The organism is Streptomyces sp. M-16, assembly GCF_052114405.1.
Taxonomy (GTDB): domain Bacteria; phylum Actinomycetota; class Actinomycetes; order Streptomycetales; family Streptomycetaceae; genus Streptomyces.
The window spans coordinates 1-17,736 of the sequence record NZ_JBFRER010000058.1; the positions used below are offsets into that span (position 1 = coordinate 1).

A 17,736-nucleotide genomic window follows, 5' to 3' on the forward strand; every position below is an offset into this window, starting at 1 on the left:
CCTCCGGGGCGGCGGCGGTGCCGCCGGGCGGGCCGGCCGGCCGGGAGGCGGCGCGGCGACGCCTGCGCGGGGGCAGGTTGTCGCTCGGGCTGCCGTTCTCGGCGGCGGGGGTGTTCTCGTTTTCGGTGTTGAGCATGCGGGCGGTTCTCCCGTCACGCTCCCGGGCGCCGCGGCTGACATCCGGTCCGGCACGGCTCCGCGCGGGGAGCGCGGAGCCGGCCTCCGGGGCGCGTTCGCCACACGGGAGCTGTAGTCCATGGCCGCCGGTTCCGTACGTCTTGTCCGTACGGCCTGGCGGAAGTCTTCAGGTCAGTGCGCTGCCCGACCCAGGTGGCTCCCGAGTGCCAGGGCGGCGCGACGACGACGATCCCTACGCGGCGGGACCTTCCGGCGCCTTCGCGTCGGCGGGCACGGCGGCCGTGGGTGGGGCGGCCGTGACAGCCTCGCGGTCGGGCGCGAGCGGGTCGGTCACCGTGCCGGACTCCTCGTCGAAGAGCCCCTGCGCCAGCCTGGTCACCGCAGCGGGGACCGGCGGCGCCAGGTCGGCCACAGCGTGGAGACCGGACAGGACGTCGTCGGGTCGCACGGCAGGTGTCAAATGCCGAACAACCAGCCGCAGTATCGCACAGGCATTGTCCAGCGGCCTATCAGCCTGGAGGGGAAGAGCTTCCAGGCTGACGACCGCGGCGCGGGTGTCGAAGGTGCGCACGCCGTTCTTGGTGCGGCGCTGCACCTCCACGGTCTCGGCGGTGAGGAAGGTCTCCACCGCCCGCTCGGCGTCGGCGGGGTCCACGCCCTCCAGGCGCAGCTCCCACACGGAGGCGGTCAGCCGGTCCGCGAGCCCGGAGGTGCGGGCTTCGACGGCGTCGATGATGTCGAGCCCGACCGGCATCGACTCGTCGAGGAGCTCACGGAGCTTCTCGGGGTCGCGGGGCGCGGCGAGCCCGATCTCCAGGTACTCGGCCTCGCTGCCGGTGCCGGTGGGCGCGGCGTTCGCGTACGAGACCCGGGGGTGCGGGGTGAAGCCGGCCGAGTACGCCATGGGTACCTCGGCGCGGCGCAGGGCGCGCTCGAAGGCGCGCTGGAAGTCTCGGTGGCTGGTGAACCGGAGGCGGCCACGCTTGGTGTAGCGCAGTCGGATGCGCTGCACCACCGGTGCGGGAGGCGGGCCTTCGGGCTGTCGCTTGCCCAGTGGTTCTTCTCCTTGTGCGGGGCGTCGCGGCTCGCGCGCCGCCCTGAGTGTCCGGGGGCCGGGCGGTCACGCCCCGCCTCCGGCTCACCCCTGCCGTTCGTGCAGGGAGATCTCGGGAGCGGGCGCGCTGCCTACGGCTGTCGTACTACCCAGAGTACGCGCCCGTGACCGCACCGGTTCCCGGGGCGGGGCACCGAACAGGGCGCGCCGCACCTCGGCACGGGCTTCGCGCACGGCGGCGCGGGCGGTGCGCCAGATTTCGCGGACGACGTGCCCGGCGGGGGTGGCGACCTGCCGGTAGGCCCAGGCACAGGGCCGCGCGACGCATCCGCGCCACAGGCGCACCAGTCCGCGCCCGAGAGCCCGGCTGATCCGGCCGGCGAGGTGCCATGCGCCGACGAGCAGCCGGCCGAGGGGTGCGAGCAGGTACGCGCACGCTCCCCGGCCCAGCGGTGCCAGCAGGTACCGGTACGCGGCGCCCGCGGCCGGCACGACGACGTACCGCCACAGCCGGGCCCACGGCCAGACGAACAGCGCCCGGAGCAGCCACACGAGCGCGACCCCGGTGGCGTGTGCCAGCCGGGCGCTTCCCCGCCCGACGGGCACGAGCGCGGAGCGCCACAGCCAGGCCCACGGCCAGACGAACAGAGCCATCCCCAGCGCCCATCCGACCAGGGTGATCCCCCTGGCCAGCGGCGCGAGCAGCCGCCGGCCCACCGCGCGCAGGGCCCGGCCGACCCCGTCCCCGAGCGGCCGCAGCAGGTGCGTCAGCAGCGCGGCGCCGACGGGGGCCAGCACCTGGCGCCACAGCGTCACCCAGGGCCACACGAACAGTGCCCGCGCGACGAGGGCGAGGCCCCGGCCCAGCGGGCGGAGCAGGTACGCGGCCACCGCGCTCCCCAGCCGGGCCAGCCACCGCCCGACGGGGCTCAGCACGTACCGCCACAGGCCCGTCCACGGCCAGACGAAGACCAGCATCAGCAGGGTCGCCGCGACCCGGCCGAGCCCGCGCAGCACCGGCCGCACCACGGCGTCGTGCAACCGGCGCAGCCCCCGCCCGGCCGGACCGAGGACGTGCCGGTTCAGCAGCCGGGCGACGGCGGCGAGCAGGTCCCAGACCACCCTCACGGGCAGCACCACGAGGACGGCCACGATCTTGACCGGGACCCGCAGGACCCCCACCAGACACCCGTCGCCGGCGCTCGCGGGCGGCGGCTTCTGCATTTCCATGCCGCTAAGGACACCAGACGGGCCGGACCCGTTGCGCCGCGCGCACATGCGCGTGCCCCCGCCGTTGACGGCGGGGGCACACGGACGCGGCCTCAGGCCGGGGTCACTTCACGACCGACAGCGGCAGCAGCTTCTGCCCCGTCGGAATCTGGATGTGGGTGTCGAGCTGCGGGCAGATGGACACAGGGCTACATCCATACATACGCTCCGGCCCATGAAGACGTATGCCGTCGAGACCGAGTGGACTGCCTCAGACCTGGCCCTCTTGGAGGACCTGAAGAAGGCGGAGGCTCTACTCCCTGCGGACGCTCCGCGCGCCCTGCTGTCCATCCGCCTGTCGGTTCTTACAGAGGACACGACGTCGCCGGTACGGCAGGAGCTGGACCTCCGCCTCCTGGCCAGAGAGAAGGGGTGCCGCGTCGTCGGCATCGCCTCTGATCTCAACGTGTCGGCAACGAAGGTTCCGCCGTGGAAGCGGAAGGAGCTGGGCGAGTGGCTCAACAACCGGGCCCCGGAGTTCGATGTCCTGCTCTTCTGGAAGCTCGACAGGTTCATCCGCCGCATGTCGGACCTCTCGACCATGATCGAGTGGTGCGAGCGGTACGGGAAGAACCTCGTGTCGAAGAACGACAGCATCGACCTCGAATCGACTGTCGGCCGGATGATGGTCACGCTCATCGGTGGTATCGCCGAGATCGAGGCGGCAAACACGTCGACACGGGTCGCGTCGCTGTGGGACTACACGCGGACTCAGGACGCGTGGTTCGTCGGCAAGCCTGCGTACGGTTTCGTCACCACGAAGGCGAACGGAAAGCCCTCCCTTGCCATCGAGCCGAACGCACACAAGGCACTGCACTGGGCTCGCCGCATGGCACTTCGGGGAGTGTCCGCCCGGCGCATGGCTCTGTGCCTCGTCCGCTCCGGGCTCGTGTCCCCAGGGCTCACTACCTCGACTCTCCTCCGGCGCCTCCGTAACCCAGCACTCATGGGCTACCGGGTGGAGGAGAACAAGAACGGCGGCGTACGCCGCTCGAAGCTGATACTCGGACACGACGGCAAGCCGATCAGGGTGGCCGATCCCATCTTCACCAAGGAGGAGTACGACGAACTCCAGGAGGCCATCGACCGGCGCGGCAAGAACCAACCCCAGCGCCAGACGCACGGCGCGACGCAGTTCCTCGGAGTCCTCACCTGTGTCGACTGCACGTCGAACATGACCGTGCACGTCACGACCAACAAGTTCGGCCAGTACCAGTACCTCCGGTGCCAGAAGTGCAAGAGCGGGGGGCTCGGCGCACCCGATCCACAGGGTGTGTACGACGTGCTCGTGAACGACGTACTGAGAGTCCTCGGCGACTTCCCCGTACAGGTTCGGGAGTACGCGCAGGGGGCGGAGGCTCGGGCCGAGGTGAAGCGACTCGAAGAGGCCATCGCCTACTACATGACGGGCCTTGAGCCGGGAGGCCGCTACACGAAGACGCGGTTCACTCAGGAGCAGGCGGAGAAGACGCTCGACAAGCTGACCGACGAGCTGAGCGCGATCGACCCCGAAAGCACGCAGGACCGCTGGACGCTCGTCCACAACGGGAAGACGTTCCGCGAAGTATGGGAGTCGGGAGGCATGGAAGCCATGGCCGAGGATCTGCGCCGCGTCGGCGTCACGTGCGAGGTGACTCGAACCAAGGTCAAGGGCGTGCGCGCTCCCTCCGTGCGCCTGCGGCTGAAGATCCCTCGCGATGTGCGCGAGCGTCTCGTCATCAAGAGCGACGAGTTCGCCGCCAAGCTCTGACGGACCCATGCCCCTGCCCTGTCTCGCCCGCCGCGCGCAGGGCGGGGGCTCCTCCGATCAGGTTGACGACCGAACAACCTGCCGTGTAAGAAGATCCTCCCGCTCCTTCGAGGAGCGGACACCGTAGCTCCCGCCGTGTGACGGCGGTAGAGCTGGCCACTCCGCGAAGGGGCCGCCATCCCAAGGGGCTGGCAGGGGAAGCCAAGGGCACCCCGAAGCGCAGGACGGTACTGCGCGACTTCCACTCACCCGCCGAGGTACAGCTACGCGCTGCCTTGGCCGCCGCCAGGAGGTCGCCGCCCTTGAACATCACCATCGAGATCGTCTGGACCTGTGAGGTCTGCGCCGCACCGCTCGTCGACGGAGAGGCTCACGACGACTGCGCCGGCATCGAAGCGACCGGCCGATGACTTCGAGCAGCATCGACTTCGGACAGGGCCGCACGTGGGGCGGTGTCTCCCAGCAGGAGTACCAGCGGATGGCCCGAGACCCCCGACACCCGCTCGCCTACCGCATCCACTTCGCGGCCCTCGGGTGGGCCGACCGCCACGGGCACGCCAGCTTCGGTCCCGGCAAGCTCGCCGCACTGTTGGGCAAGGAGGGCAAGCCCCTGTCCGATCAGAGCACGAACAACGCTCTGGCCCGCGCCAAGCAACTCGATCTCGTCTCTCCCCGGTCAGGGGCTGCTTGTCTGCTCCTCCCCTACTACCTGTTCCAGAAGAGGAAGGGCGCACCCGTACCGTGCCGCCTTCACCTTGACCGGTGACAGCTACATCGCTCACGTGTAGCCAGCACACGCCTCGCATGTACCGAGTCGGCATCTCACCTGCGGAAACGTTCGCATCCTCTCTTTTCTTTTTGGCCTCACAGTGCGGCCCCGAAGGGGCCGAAGGAAGCAAGGCACTTACGTACTTACATGTCAGCTGCGAAGGGAAGCCCGCGCGCAGCGCCCCAACCGCAAGCGCATCGGCGAAGAGGAAGGGCAGACGCGGCCTCCGGCCGCACAGGCGGAAGCAGGCTTGACGTAAGCGGCCCCGAAGGGGCCGACATCAGGAAGACCAGAGCGCTGGCCAAGCAGGGGCGCTACCGCCCCCCCCTACCCCAAGGCTGCAAGGCAAGGCGCTCGGGCAAGGGGCCGCTACGCGGCCACAACGCGAAGCAACAGACGACGAGCCTCGATGAGGCTCACTCTTGCGCAGTCTCTGGAGCGCCGGCCACGCCGGGCACAGCTCTCCTACCTGCATCTTCTCCGCCGTTGCCTCACTCCGCCGCCGCCCTGACGGGCTCTGAAACCGTGGCAGGATTTGAGCCGCCAAGACATGGCGGTCCCCACTTGCCCGCCAGGGGGTCATACCCCACCCCCGTTCGCCTCCTCGGGGGGCTCGGTCACCTGCTCTCTCCTCAGCTGCACAAGAAGGGAGCGACAGATCCAGTCGAAGACTCCGGAGCCCGCCCGATTCAACTCGTAGGCCAAGGTTTCCGCTTCTTCGTAGGAGATCTCGATGGAGGCCGCAGCCGTGCGCCTCTTGCTGACAAGCGCCCACGCTGCGCTGGGTAGCGGCTCAGTCTCCGGCACACGCTCCGGCGACCACATGCCGTGCACCAAGTGGTTCCGTCGGGCGAGCAAGGGCTTGAGGGTCGCAAGTGTGGAGCGGCACTCGGTGCGCTGCGCTTCCGTGATCTCCCGGTTGATCTTCACGAGCGCCGTACACGTATCGATCAGCTCATGCGCTCCAAGCCCCGCAGCCACAACCTCGGCGTACTTGCTGTCGATGAGGCAGGTCATCAGTTTGCGCAGGTAGTACTCCAGCGCAGCACTCTCCCTCGCCACCTCACCCACCAGGAGAGACATGCGCTGCTGTACCTCCTCCATCTCCTCGTCCGATCGCAGGATCGGAAACCCATCGAGATGGCTTGGCAGTACCGCTTCATCAGACATTACGAAGAGCGTACCGAAATGCGTCTCACAAACCTTCGTTTTCGGGACGGACGGACCACGCTTGGGGCATGTCCGTTTCGCCCACGCTCAGACGTCTCGAAACGCGTCCCGGAACCTTCCCTCGGAGCTGGCTTTCGGGACACGTTTGTGAGACGGTCTCGTCATGACCACGAACACCCCGGCCGCACAGGTCGAACGCCACGCCTGCCCGAAGTGCGATGCCCCTGCCGGTAGCCCCTGCCGCACGACCACGGGCAAGGTGGCAGCGAATTACCACACGGGCCGCTTCGCCCTGGTGCCCGCGCTCAAGGCGGAACTGACCGTGAAGACTCCGGCCGACCGAAACCCCGGTAAGGCGTGGACACAGGGCGCTCCTGTCACACAGGTACCCGACGCGATACCGGGTGCAGCGATCCGGCTGGGCTACGCACGGTGCTCCACCGTTGGACAGGAACTTCAGTCCCAGTTGGACATGCTTGCCCGTGCCGACTGCACCCGCGTCTTCTCGGAGAAGATCAGCACCCGTGTGAAGGAGCGGCCGGAGCTTGAGAAGGCGCTCGCCCTGGCCCGGGAGATCAAGGCAGCCGCACCGAATCAGCCGGTCATCCTGACCGTGGTCGAGATGAAGCGTCTTGCCCGCAGTGCGGCAGAGCTGATGACGCTGTCTTCCACCCTTCAGGCAGACGGCATCCAACTGGAACTCCTGTCCGGTCCGCTTCAGGGTGTGTACGACCCGAACGGGGCAGGTGCCATCGTGTTCGCCGTGCTCGCCGTCAGTGCAGAGGTGGAGCGGGAAGGCATACGAGAGAAGACGTTGGAGGGGTTGGAGGCTGCGGCCCGTAAGGGCAACGTCGGGGGGCGTCCCTCTGTCATGGATGACGACAAGCTCGCCGTAGCCCGTGCCCGGCACGCCAAGGGTGACAGCGTCACAGCCATCGCAAAGGCCCTGGGAATCGGTCGTGCCACGTTGTACCGCCACCTGGGAGAGAGCGCCTGAGACAGGCACACAGATGCAGGCAGGCCCTCGGCATACGCCGGGGGCCGCTGTCATGCGCGGGTCTGCCGGGCGGGGCAGGGCAGGTCGGGATCAGAGCGGTTCGGCGAGCACGTCACAAGGGCGACGGAGTGGAAGACAGCGCCCTTCAGGTAGTGGCCGAGGGACACGTCTCCTCCCCACGTCAGCCGCTCGACTGCACCCTTCACCAGGAGAACCAGTCTGGTCACTTCACGATCCTGCTCGGAGGCGAACCGGGGTGCGAACTCTGCGAGCTGGAGCCCCAGCCACTCGCCGGCCTCCTTGGGTTCCTCCCATGTCCCTCGGATCATCGAGGGCGGTTTCATCAGCCAGTGCGCCGTCTGGATCGGGGGCACGTCGGTCGCCGGGAACACGGCCACGGCTTCTCGGTACCGGTCGAGTACCTCCATCTCGCTGCTCGCGGTCGGGGCTTGTCCGGCCGGTCTACGGACGCTCTCCCTGTCGAACGTCTTCTTCTCCCCCACCCATGCGTAACCGTGGTGGTGCACCGCTGCTCCGTTCCGAGAGATGACGACGGCCCCGCCCGTCGGCGTGAGGGCAGGGCCGTCAGTTCAGGTGGTGCCGCGGATCAGGCGGAGAGGTCGAAGCGGGCGGGGTCGATACCCGCCGCGTCCAGCTCGGCCGTGGTGAAGCGCAGCGGCTCGGCGCCCGGGCGCTTGCTGTCACCCATGGCCCACGCGTCCGGCCCGATCTTCGCGAGGGTCACGCACGCCTCTCCGTCCGGGTGGGTACTGCCGCCGCACGCCTTCGAGAACTCGGCTCCCTCGATGGGGAGCCCGTACAGGTCGGTCATCGTTGTGCCCTTCCTGATCTGCTGACGGCCCAGACAGGGCCGTCCCCCGCCCGTAGCGGACGGAAGTCTTGGAGTGGCTGCCCCGGCTCCCTGAGTCCGGAGCGATGCCCTCACCGCTCAGGGCGGCACTCCGGTCAAGGAGCGGACCGGGGGAGAACCCGAACACGTCAGCTCAGACGGGACACGCCCTGTCCCTGTTCAAGCCTTGTCCGGTCGGGGGACCACCTGTCCCGCCGGGAGGGCGGCAGTGACAGGATTCTGTGAGAACTCAGGGCGCCGAGGGCACCCGCAGCGCCTCTGCGATCTGCTCGACCGCATCAGCGCGGATCATCCCGAGATGGACGTACGCCTGCCCGCTGTGCGTCACCACCGGCCGGACGCTGCTCCACGCGGACTCGGGAACTCCGAGCGCAGCGAGTGCCGCGCGTATGGCTTCCGTTGCGTCCGTCGCCTGCGTCCTGGCGTCCCTCCACGTCTGCATGTCCATCAGTGGCCGGTCCCGTGCATCCGAAGCAGGATGTTGCAGTCGGCAACCGTGGTGCTGTCACGCTCCATCCCGGCCGCCTTCCGGAGCTGCCCGAGCCGCGTGCACTCGGGGCAGCCGGGCACAGGGCGCTCCTCCCGGATCGGCAGCTCTACCGGCGCTTCCTGCCACCGCGTGGGTTCTGTCTTCGTCACCGTCGCGCCCTCCCTGTCGCTTCCGAGGTCGATGAGGAGACCGTAGGGAGCGGGGTTGTGAGGGGTCCACGCTGTTGCACGCGGTTGCACGGATTCACCCGAGGGCAGCGAGAGCCTTCGTGATCAGGGCGCGGGCTTCGGCCCCGCGCACGGCGGATCGGGACAGCTCGGAAAAGGCGCGAAGGTACGTACGGATCTCGCCGGGCGTGGTCAGGTTGATCTCTGCGGTGAGCGTCTCCACCGCCACCTGTCGATCGTCGAAGGCGTAGAAGGCTTCGAGCGGCCAGACGGTACGGCGGGCGCGGGCGGGGATGATGCCGAGGGATACGTTCGGCTGTCCCATCACCGAGAGCACGTGTTCAAGCTGGGCCGCCATGGCGGCATCGTCGCTCACCCGGTAGTAGAGAACCGTCTCTTCGAGCACCAGGGCGAACCGGTGATCCCCCTCCCGGATCACGCGGGACCGTTGGGTCCGAGCCTGCACGGCGTCGGCCACGTCGTCCCGGGTTCCTTGAAAGGCTGTGATGGACCGTAGAAGCCCTGTCGCGTAGCCGGGGGTCTGGAGCATCCCCGGCATGACGTTCGAGGCGTAGACGCGAAAGGAGCGGGTCCGCTGGTACAGCGGGACAGTCTGCTCATGAACTCGGCGCATCCCATCGCGATGGATCTGCCGCCACTCGACGTACATCGACTCTGCGTTTCGGGACGCAGCGATCAGATCAGCCGCGTGATCGTCAGCCCCGCAGGCAGCGCACCATGCACGGATGTCAGCATCCGAGGGTGGCGTCTTGCCCCGCGCGATCCGGGATGACTTCGACTTGTGCCAGCCACACCGAGCGGCCAGCTCATGCCCTGTCAGGCCAGCGTCTTGCATGAGGCCCTGCAAGCGGGCAGCCACAGCGGCTCGCGCCGCTTGGGCGCTGGAGAGTGGAGAGGAAGGCATGAGCTGACCGGTCAGGAATCAGACGGTGTACTTCTCGTGCGGGATGGCTCGCTCCCACACCGCTTCGAACGCCGACGCGCACAGCCCAACTGCGGCAAGGTCTTCCGTCTGGTCAGTGTGGACCCACCGGCCGAATCCGTCGAAGACGTTGAACTGGACAAGGCGGCCGTCGAACAACCAGAAGTCGTTACCTGGCAGGGCAAGGTCCGAGGCGTGGCGACGGGGCAGCCAACGGATCTGCTCCCCGGCAGCCACGTTCGTGAAGGTGCCCGAGTGCTCGAAGGCGATGTAATCACTGACGGGCTCCGAGACGATGCGGGCACGTCGGATGACCACACCCTTGGCCGTGACCTCCTGAACGAGGTCGAGCCACGGACGCCACCACGAACCCCGGTCCTCCGGGTCGAGCCGGCGCCCTTGCTTCCACGCGGCGAAGCCTTCGATCTCGTTCTCGACGCCGTACGTGTCGCGCATCTCAAGATGCACGGCTGACTCCTGCACTGACCTGATGAGGTCAGAGAAGTCAGTCAGACTCTGCGACACGGAGCGCCTCCCTGAGAAGCGGGATCATCCGCTTCGGAACCCTGATCACCGACTCGTGCCCGGGGATCGGCACATCCCGCGAGCTCTCGCCCGTGGTCCGCTCGTCTGCCGTCCACCCCTGGATCACAAGATCCTTCGACTCCTGGTCCACCCACACAGCGGGTGATCCGTGATCTCCGGACTCGGGATCTTTACCGACGAACCGTAAGGCCATGGTGTCCCTCCCTGTCGAGCGCGTTGCGCCTGGTTGCACGACCTTCACTCTGTCGGAACCTGCGGGTAAAGAGGGCATGTTCACCCCGATCCGACCCGATGCTGTCCGTCGGCGCCACGTAGAAGGCGCCCGGACCTTTACGGCCCGGACGCCTTTCGTCAGCTACACCCACTCGACCGCCGAGACGATGCCCGGATCTTGCCGAGGAGCAGGGAGCGGCGTGCGCCGCACAGGGCGGGAAGCCTGCTCGCGCTCCTTCGTCCCGAGCCCTCGAAGGATCGCGGTACGCTCCGCCTCGCTCATGCCAGCGAGCGTCTCAGCCATCCTCTGGACGGCATCGCCGCTGGTCACGGCTACTTCTTGACCTCAAGCGGGAGTAGCTTCTTACCCGTCGGTCCTACTTGTGGCCATGTGTCGAACTGCGGGCAGACGCCGCAGTCGAAGCAGGGGGTCCAGCGGCAGTCCTCGACCTCGGTCTCGTCGAGTGCGTCCTGCCAGTCCTCCCACAGCCAGTCCTTGTCGAGGCCGGAGTCCAGGTGGTCCCAGGGCAGGACCTCCTCGTAGGTGCGCTCACGGGTGGTGTACCAGGCGACGTCGACGCCGTAGGAGGGCAGCGTCTTCTCCGCGGCCTGCATCCAGCGGTCGTACGAGAAGTGCTCGCGCCAGCCGTCGAAGCGGCCGCCGGACTCGTACACGGCTCGGATGACGTCGCCGACGCGGCGGTCGCCGCGCGAGAGGAGGCCCTCGACGATGCCGGGCTTGCCGTCGTGGTAGCGGAAGCCGATGGAGCGGCCGTACTTCTTGTCGCCGCGGATCTTGTCGCGGAGCTTGCCGAGACGGGCGTCCGTCTCCTCCGCCGAGAGCTGCGGCGCCCACTGGAAGGGGGTGTGCGGCTTCGGCACGAACCCGCCGATCGAGACCGTGCAGCGGATGTCGTTCTGTCCGGAGACCTCGCGGCCCTTGGCGATGACGTTGACCGCCATGTCACCGATCTGGAGGACGTCCTCGTCGGTCTCGGTGGGCAGGCCGCACATGAAGTACAGCTTCACCTGGCGCCAGCCGTTGCCGTAGGCGGTGGCGACCGTGCGGATCAGGTCCTCTTCCGAGACCATCTTGTTGATGACCTTGCGCATGCGCTCGGAGCCGCCCTCGGGGGCGAAGGTGAGGCCGGAGCGGCGACCGTTGCGGGTCAGCTCGTTGGCCAGGTCCACGTTGAAGGCGTCGACGCGTGTCGACGGCAGGGACAGGCCCACCTTGTCGTCCGAGTAGCGGTCGGCGAGGCCCTTGGCGATGTCGGCGATCTCGGTGTGGTCCGCCGAGGAGAGGGAGAGGAGGCCGACCTCCTCGAAGCCGGTCGCCTTGAGGCCCTTCTCCACCATTTCGCCGATGCCGGTGATGCTTCGCTCCCGCACGGGGCGCGTGATCATGCCGGCCTGGCAGAAACGGCAGCCGCGGGTGCAGCCGCGGAAGATCTCCACGGACATGCGCTCGTGGACGGTCTCGGCGAGCGGGACCAGGGGCTGCTTGGGGTAGGGCCACTCGTCGAGGTCCATGACGGTGTGCTTGGACACGCGCCACGGCACGCCGGAGCGGTTCGGCACGACACGGCCGATGCGGCCGTCCTCCAGGTACTCCACGTCGTAGAAGCCCGGCACGTAGACGTTGCCGGTCTTCGCGAGGCGCAGCAGCACTTCCTCGCGTCCGCCCGGACGGCCTTCGGCCTTCCAGGTGCGGATGATCTCGGTCATGTCGAGGACGGCCTGCTCGCCGTCGCCGATGACGGCGCAGTCGATGAACTCCGCGATCGGCTCGGGGTTGAAGGCCGCGTGGCCGCCCGCGAGCACGATGGGGTGGTCGACCGTACGGTTCCTCGACTCCAGCGGGATGCCCGCCAGGTCGAGGGCCGTGAGCATGTTGGTGTAGCCCAGCTCCGTGGAGAAGGACAGGCCGAACACGTCGAAGTCGCCGACCGGGCGGTGGCTGTCGACGGTGAACTGCGGCACCTTGTGCTCGCGCATCAGCTCTTCGAGGTCGGGCCAGACCGAGTACGTGCGCTCGGCGAGGACGCCCTCGCGCTCGTTCAGCACCTCGTAGAGGATCATGACGCCCTGGTTGGGCAGCCCCACCTCGTACGCGTCCGGGTACATGAGCGCCCAGCGGACGTCACACGACTCCCAGGGCTTCACCGTGGAGTTGAGCTCACCACCGACGTACTGGATGGGCTTCTGCACATGCGGGAGCAGAGCTTCGAGCTGTGGGAAGACCGACTCGGACATCACGCGACTTTCGTGAAGCGGGCAGGGGGCGACTCTCAAGCGTACCCCGAGGGCCGGACCGCCCCCGCCCACGTGATCACGTGAGGGCGGCCCGCAGCGCGGGGTCGGCGGCCTCGGCCCAGACGGCCGGGAGCTCGCGTTCGCAGCGCGCGGTCACGCCTTCCTCGCGGCCGTACAGGACGCCCCAGGTGAAGGAGGGCTCGCCGGCGCCGGACGCCTGGAGGGCCAGCCGGTGCAGGGCCTCGCGGGCCACGACGCCGTCGCGGTGCTCGCCCAGCAGGGTCTGCACGGTCTTGGCGGCCTTGGCCAGGCGCCGGGCCGGTTTGCCGAGGGCGGGGGCGGCGGCCTCGGCCGCGTAGCGGGCGCGCTTGGCCGCCTTGCGGGCCTCGTGCAGGGCGGTGTCGCGTTCCTCACCCGGCTCCAGCTCCAGCGCCGCACCGACCCGGCGGGCGAGGCGGTCCCAGTCGCGGAGCACGGCCTTCGGCAGGACGCGCGCCGCCGGGCGGGTGGCGCGGGCGCGCAGGGGCGGGTCGGCCAGCAGGGCGTCGAGGGCGTCGAGGAGGGCCAGGTGGCGCGGGCTGTCGAGGGCCGCGACGGCGCGGCGGCGGGTGGTGGTGCGGCGGGCGGTGTTCCAGGTGCGCAGCCGGGACCGGACCGGGCCGTGGACCAGGGTGCGCGGGAGTTCCCCGAGGCCGGTGCGCAGCCGTTCCAGCAGGACCTCGCGGTCGCGGTCGGCGCCGAGCTCGGCGCCGAGGTGGCGCAGTTCCTCGCGGAGCGGGTCGGTGGCGGTGCGGTCGACGATCCGGCGGTAGGTGGCGAGCGCGCTGCGCAGCCGGCGGGTGGCGACGCGCATCTGGTGGACGGAGTCGGGCAGGTCCAGGCGGACGGCGGGGTCGAGGGCGACCAGGGCGTCGCGCTGTTCGCGCAGGTACGCCAGCAGGTGCGCGCCCGCCGTGCCCTCGGGCGGGCCTTCGGCGGCAGCGGCGGGGGCCGGGGCGGCGCCGGTCTCGGCGAGGGCGCGGGCGAGCTTCGAGGGGGCGTCGCTGACCCGGAGCCCGGCCTTGCGGAAGCGCTTCTCGACGGCGTCGAGGAGGGCGGGGTCCACTCCGTCGGCGAGTTCCACCTCGACCTCGGTCCAGGTGGCGACGGCGGTGCCCCGCTCGGCGCGCACGGCATCGGTGCTCAGCTCGGCTAGGAAGTCGCCCCGGGCATCGAGGAGGTGGCTCACGGCGCGTTCGGAGCCCAGCCTGACCTGCGGTTCGAGCCCGGAGTCGCGGACGCGGGAGCGGACGAGGGCGGTGAGGGCGCGGGGCGGGGTGTCGGCGAGGGGCGCGCGGATCTCGTCGCGGACTCCGGGGGCGACGGGCAGTTTCAGGTGCCAGCCGGCGTCCTGGCCGCCGGTGCGGCGCCGCAGGGTGAGCCCGGCGGCGGCGAGGCGCCGGTCGGGGGTGTCGTAGTAGACGGCGTCGAGGCGGACGGTGCCCTCGTCGCGGACCGCGGTGATCCCGGCGGTGCCGGTCAGGTCGGGGAGGCGTCCGCGGCCTCCGGTGCCGGCTTCGCCGCCCTGCGCGCCGTCGCCCTGCGTGAACTCGAATTTCCGCTCGATCTCGCGCTTGGTTTCCGCCATGAACCGAATCTAATGCGGAACGGGGTGCGGTGGGAGGCCGCCGCCCGCTCCGGCGGAAAGCGGCCCCTCACGGCGTGATCAGGCCGACATGGGGCGTTGGACCCGGATGGACTGGAGTAGTCCGATCGCCACCCAGACGGCGAACATCGATGATCCTCCGTAGGACACGAAGGGCAGCGGGAGCCCGGCCACGGGCATGATGCCGAGGGTCATCCCGATGTTCTCGAAGGCCTGGAAGGCGAACCAGGCGATGATCCCGGCGCACACGACGGTGCCGTAGAGCTCGGTGGTCTCGCGGGCGATGACGCAGGCCCGCCAGAGCACGACGCCGAGGAGGACCAGGATCAGTCCGGCGCCGAGGAATCCGAGCTCCTCCCCCGCCACGGTGAAGACGAAGTCGGTCTGCTGCTCCGGGACGAACTGGCCGGTGGTCTGCGAGCCCTTGAAGAGCCCGGAGCCGGTCAGGCCGCCGGAGCCGATCGCGATGCGGGCCTGGTTGGTGTTGTAGCCGACGCCCGCGGGGTCGAGCTCGGGGTTGGCGAAGGCCGCGAAGCGGTTGATCTGGTACTCGTCGAGGACGCCGAGCTGCCAGATCAGGACGGCCCCCGCGGCGCCGGAGGCGAGCAGGCCGACCACCCAGCGGTTGGAGGCGCCGGAGGCGAGCAGCACGCCGAGCACGATGACGACCATGACCATGACGGAGCCGAGGTCGGGCATCAGCATGACGATGCCCATGGGGGCGGCGGCCAGGCACAGCGCCTTCATCACGGTGCGGTGGTCGGGGTGGGCGAGGTCTCCCGCGTCCACCCGGGCGGCGAGCAGCATGGCCATGCCGAGGATGATCGTGATCTTCACGAACTCGGAGGGCTGGAGCGAGAAGCCGCCGCCGATCACGATCCACGCGTGGGCGCCGTTGATGGTGGCGCCGAGCGGGGTGAGCACGGCGATGATCAGGACCAGGGAGAGCCCGTACAGGAGGGGCACGACTCCGCGCAGGGTGCGGTGCCCGAGGGCGATGGTGCCGATCATCAGGACCAGGCCGATGCCGGTGTTCATGGCGTGGCGCAGGAGGAAGTAGTACGGGTCCCCCTGGTTCAGGGTGGTGCGGTTGCGGGTCGCGGACCACACCAGCAGGGAGCCGAGGGCGGACAGCGCGAGCGCGGACAGCAGGATCGGCCAGTCGAGCCGGCGCAGGACGGAGTCCCGCGCGGTCAGCTTGGCCACGGGTCCGCGCTCGGGCGCGTAGCGGGAGACGGAGAACTTGTTGGCGGTCTGCATCGGGGCCTCAGTCCTGCCGGTGGGCGGGCGGGGCCGGCGGTCCGGCGAGCGCGGGCGGGGCGGAGTCCTCCGGGGACGGCGGCACGTACGGCCGCACCTCGGGGGCGTCGATGGAGCCGTCGGGCTGCACCTTGGGCAGCTCGGCCTCGGGCTTGAGCAGCAGGGCCTTCTTGGGGTCCTGCTTGCCGGCCATGTCGAGGCCGTAGATCGCGTTGTAGACGTTGCGGACGGCGGGACCGGAGGCACCGGAGCCGGTGCCGCCCTGGGAGATCGTCATCACGATCGTGTAGTCCTCGGTGTACGTGGCGAACCAGGAGGTCGTCTGCTTGCCGTAGACCTCGGCGGTGCCGGTCTTGGCGTGCATCGGGATCTCCTTCTGCGGCCAGCCGCCGAAACGCCAGGCGGCGGTGCCGCGGGTGGCGACGCCCTCCAGCGCTTCTCCTATCTTCGACCGGGTCTCCTCGGTCATGGGCAGCTTGCCGTGGGCCTTCGGCTTGATCTCCTCGACCTTCTTGCCGTCGGCGCTGATGATCGCCTTGCCGATGGTCGGGTTCCACAGGGTGCCGCCGTTGGAGATGGCGGCGTAGATGGTGGCCATCTGGATCGGCGTGACGAGCGTGTCCCCCTGTCCGATGGAGTAGTTGACGGCGTCACCGGCGCGCATGAGGTTGCCTTCGAGGCAGTTCTCGTAGGAGAGCAGCTCGACGTAGGTGCCGCCCTTCTTGCCGGTCTTGCACCACTGGTCCTTGTTGGCCTCCCAGAACTTCTGCTTCCACTCGCGGTCGGGGACCCGGCCCTTCTCCTCGCCCGGCAGGTCCACGCCGGTCTCGGCGCCGAGACCGAACTGGTGGGCGGTCTTGTAGAAGATCTGCGCCGGGTTCTTCACCGGGTGCAGCCCGCCGTCCTTCAGCCACTGCTGGTGGCCGAGGGCGTAGAAGACGGTGTCGCAGGAGACCTCCAGCGCCCGCCCGAGGGTGATGTTGCCGTGGCCCTGGGACTCGAAGTTCTTGAAGACCTGGCCGCCGATGGAGTACGAGCTGGGGCAGGGGTAGTCGCCGTCGAACTTGTACCCGGCGTTGACCGCGGCCGCGGTCGGGATGACCTTGAAGATGGAGCCCGGGGCCGCCTGGCCCTGGATCGCCCGGTTCATCAGCGGGACGTTGGACTCCTTGGCGGTGAGCTTGGCGTAGTCCTTGCCGGAGATGCCGCCGACCCACACGTTGGGGTCGTACGTCGGGTTGGAGGCCATGGCCACGACCCGGCCGGTCTTGGACTCCAGGACGATGATGGCGCCGGCGTCGGCCTTGTAGGGGACGCCGGTGTTGCGGTCGATCTGCTTGCGCGCCTCGACCATGGCCGCGTTGAGCTCGTACTCGGCGACCCCCTGGACGCGGGCGTCGATGCTGGTGACCAGGTTGGCGCCGGGGACGGCGGGGTCGTTGGCGGCCTGGCCGATGACCCGGCCGAGGTTGTCCACCTCGTAGCGGGTGACGCCGGACTTGCCGCGCAGCGCCTTGTCGTAGGTGCGCTCCAGGCCGAAGCGGCCGACCTGGTCCGAGCGCAGGAACGGCGAGTTGGTGTTCTTCGCCTTGACGATCTCGTCGTCGGTGACCGGGGAGAGGTAGCCGAGGACCTGGCCGGTGTTGGCGCCGCCGGGGGCCGGGTAGCGGCGTACGGCGGTGGGTTCGGCGGTGATGCCGGGGAAGTCCTCGGGGCGTTCGCGGATCTGGAGGGCCTGCTGGGTGGTGGCCTCCAGGGTCACCGGGATGGGCTGGTAGGGGGAACCGTTCCAGCAGGGCTGGGGGGTCTTGGAGTCGCAGAGGCGGACCTTGTCCATGACGTCCTGCGGCTTCATGTCGAGCACCCCGGCGAGGTGGGTCAGGACGTCCTTGCCCTTGTCCTTTATCTTCATCAGCTCGGTGCGGCTGGCGGAGACGACCAGACGGGTCTCGTTGTCGGCCAGCGGCACGCCGCGCGCGTCCAGGATGGAGCCGCGGACGGCCGGCTGGACCACCTGCTGGACGTGGTTGTTCTTGGCCTCGTCGGAGTACTCCTGGCCGTTGCGGATCTGGAGGTACCAGAGCCGGCCGCCCAGCGTGAGCAGCAGGGAGAAGACGAGCACCTGCAGGATGACGAGCCGGATCTGCACCCGGTGGGTGCGTCCGGTCTCCGGAATGTTGGTCACGACTGCTCCCCCG

General features: G+C 69.4%; 15 protein-coding genes. 3 read left to right on the top strand and 12 right to left on the bottom strand.

The annotated features are described in order from the left end of the window. Positions 1–370 precede the first annotated feature (370 nt). Both AB4039_RS24685 and AB4039_RS24690 read right to left on the bottom strand, forming a co-directional pair. Positions 371–1,150 (bottom strand): TIGR03936 family radical SAM-associated protein, encoded by a 780-nt coding sequence (locus AB4039_RS24685; protein ID WP_266838992.1) that lies wholly within the window; start codon positions 1,148–1,150, stop codon positions 371–373. Between the two features lie 126 nt (positions 1,151–1,276). Next, a complete protein-coding gene (locus tag AB4039_RS24690) occupies positions 1,277–2,422 on the bottom strand; it encodes a hypothetical protein (protein WP_442271843.1) in 1,146 nt (381 codons plus the stop codon). Between the two features lie 214 nt (positions 2,423–2,636). Between AB4039_RS24690 and AB4039_RS24695 the strand changes: the two genes are divergently transcribed. Further along, positions 2,637–4,211, top strand: a complete 1,575-nt coding sequence (locus AB4039_RS24695; RefSeq protein WP_442271844.1) for a recombinase family protein — start codon at positions 2,637–2,639, stop codon at positions 4,209–4,211. Positions 4,212–4,617: 406 nt separating this feature from the next. Then, a complete protein-coding gene (locus AB4039_RS24700) occupies positions 4,618–4,977 on the top strand; it encodes a hypothetical protein (protein ID WP_351202927.1) in 360 nt (119 codons plus the stop codon). 582 nt (positions 4,978–5,559) lie between these two features. Here the strand turns inward: AB4039_RS24700 and AB4039_RS24705 are convergent. Further along, positions 5,560–6,150, bottom strand: coding sequence for a hypothetical protein (locus AB4039_RS24705; protein WP_442271845.1), 591 nt, complete (start codon positions 6,148–6,150; stop codon positions 5,560–5,562). Positions 6,151–6,313: 163 nt separating this feature from the next. On the opposite strand from AB4039_RS24705, the gene AB4039_RS24710 reads away from it, so the two are divergent. Further along, entirely contained in the window at positions 6,314–7,147 is an 834-nt protein-coding gene (locus tag AB4039_RS24710; RefSeq protein ID WP_442271846.1) for a recombinase family protein, read from the top strand. A gap of 50 nt (positions 7,148–7,197) precedes the next feature. On the opposite strand, the gene AB4039_RS24715 is transcribed toward AB4039_RS24710, so the two are convergent. The 9 genes from AB4039_RS24715 to mrdA form a co-directional block, all read right to left on the bottom strand. Beyond that, complete coding sequence (locus tag AB4039_RS24715) at positions 7,198–7,674, bottom strand: hypothetical protein (protein ID WP_442271847.1); 477 nt, start codon at positions 7,672–7,674, stop codon at positions 7,198–7,200. Between the two features lie 80 nt (positions 7,675–7,754). Continuing rightward, positions 7,755–7,979, bottom strand: a complete 225-nt coding sequence (locus AB4039_RS24720) for a DUF397 domain-containing protein (RefSeq protein ID WP_100107149.1) — start codon at positions 7,977–7,979, stop codon at positions 7,755–7,757. Between the two features lie 268 nt (positions 7,980–8,247). Further along, positions 8,248–8,466, bottom strand: a complete 219-nt coding sequence (locus AB4039_RS24725; protein ID WP_442271848.1) for a hypothetical protein — start codon at positions 8,464–8,466, stop codon at positions 8,248–8,250. 285 nt (positions 8,467–8,751) lie between these two features. Continuing rightward, entirely contained in the window at positions 8,752–9,600 is an 849-nt protein-coding gene (locus AB4039_RS24730; protein WP_442271849.1) for a helix-turn-helix domain-containing protein, read from the bottom strand. A gap of 18 nt (positions 9,601–9,618) precedes the next feature. Next, positions 9,619–10,143: a DUF6879 family protein gene (locus AB4039_RS24735; RefSeq protein WP_442271850.1), complete on the bottom strand. Its 525-nt coding sequence runs from the start codon at positions 10,141–10,143 to the stop codon at positions 9,619–9,621. A 567-nt stretch (positions 10,144–10,710) separates the two neighbouring features. Beyond that, the gene (locus AB4039_RS24740; RefSeq protein ID WP_442271851.1) at positions 10,711–12,636 is read right to left on the bottom strand and encodes a TIGR03960 family B12-binding radical SAM protein; all 1,926 of its coding nucleotides are present in this window, start codon (positions 12,634–12,636) and stop codon (positions 10,711–10,713) included. Between the two features lie 73 nt (positions 12,637–12,709). Next, positions 12,710–14,260, bottom strand: coding sequence for a CYTH and CHAD domain-containing protein (locus AB4039_RS24745; RefSeq protein WP_266838998.1), 1,551 nt, complete (start codon positions 14,258–14,260; stop codon positions 12,710–12,712). A gap of 78 nt (positions 14,261–14,338) precedes the next feature. Further along, entirely contained in the window at positions 14,339–15,538 is a 1,200-nt protein-coding gene (gene rodA / locus AB4039_RS24750; RefSeq protein WP_266839000.1) for a rod shape-determining protein RodA, read from the bottom strand. Positions 15,539–15,545: 7 nt separating this feature from the next. Next, complete coding sequence (mrdA, locus tag AB4039_RS24755; RefSeq protein ID WP_266839002.1) at positions 15,546–17,723, bottom strand: penicillin-binding protein 2; 2,178 nt, start codon at positions 17,721–17,723, stop codon at positions 15,546–15,548. Positions 17,724–17,736: the final 13 nt, after the last annotated feature.

Bases quoted from the DNA above. Each gene is read 5' to 3' on its own strand.
- AB4039_RS24720 (WP_100107149.1), bottom strand. From the start codon at position 7,979: ATGACCGACCTGTACGGGCTCCCCATCGAGGGAGCCGAGTTCTCGAAG.
- AB4039_RS24745 (WP_266838998.1), bottom strand. From the start codon at position 14,260: ATGGCGGAAACCAAGCGCGAGATCGAGCGGAAATTCGAGTTCACGCAG.
- AB4039_RS24710 (WP_442271846.1), top strand. From the start codon at position 6,314: ATGACCACGAACACCCCGGCCGCACAGGTCGAACGCCACGCCTGCCCG.
- AB4039_RS24705 (WP_442271845.1), bottom strand. From the start codon at position 6,150: ATGTCTGATGAAGCGGTACTGCCAAGCCATCTCGATGGGTTTCCGATC.
- AB4039_RS24700 (WP_351202927.1), top strand. From the start codon at position 4,618: ATGACTTCGAGCAGCATCGACTTCGGACAGGGCCGCACGTGGGGCGGT.
- AB4039_RS24730 (WP_442271849.1), bottom strand. From the start codon at position 9,600: ATGCCTTCCTCTCCACTCTCCAGCGCCCAAGCGGCGCGAGCCGCTGTG.
- rodA (WP_266839000.1), bottom strand. From the start codon at position 15,538: ATGCAGACCGCCAACAAGTTCTCCGTCTCCCGCTACGCGCCCGAGCGC.
- AB4039_RS24725 (WP_442271848.1), bottom strand. From the start codon at position 8,466: ATGGACATGCAGACGTGGAGGGACGCCAGGACGCAGGCGACGGACGCA.
- AB4039_RS24695 (WP_442271844.1), top strand. From the start codon at position 2,637: ATGAAGACGTATGCCGTCGAGACCGAGTGGACTGCCTCAGACCTGGCC.
- AB4039_RS24690 (WP_442271843.1), bottom strand. From the start codon at position 2,422: ATGGAAATGCAGAAGCCGCCGCCCGCGAGCGCCGGCGACGGGTGTCTG.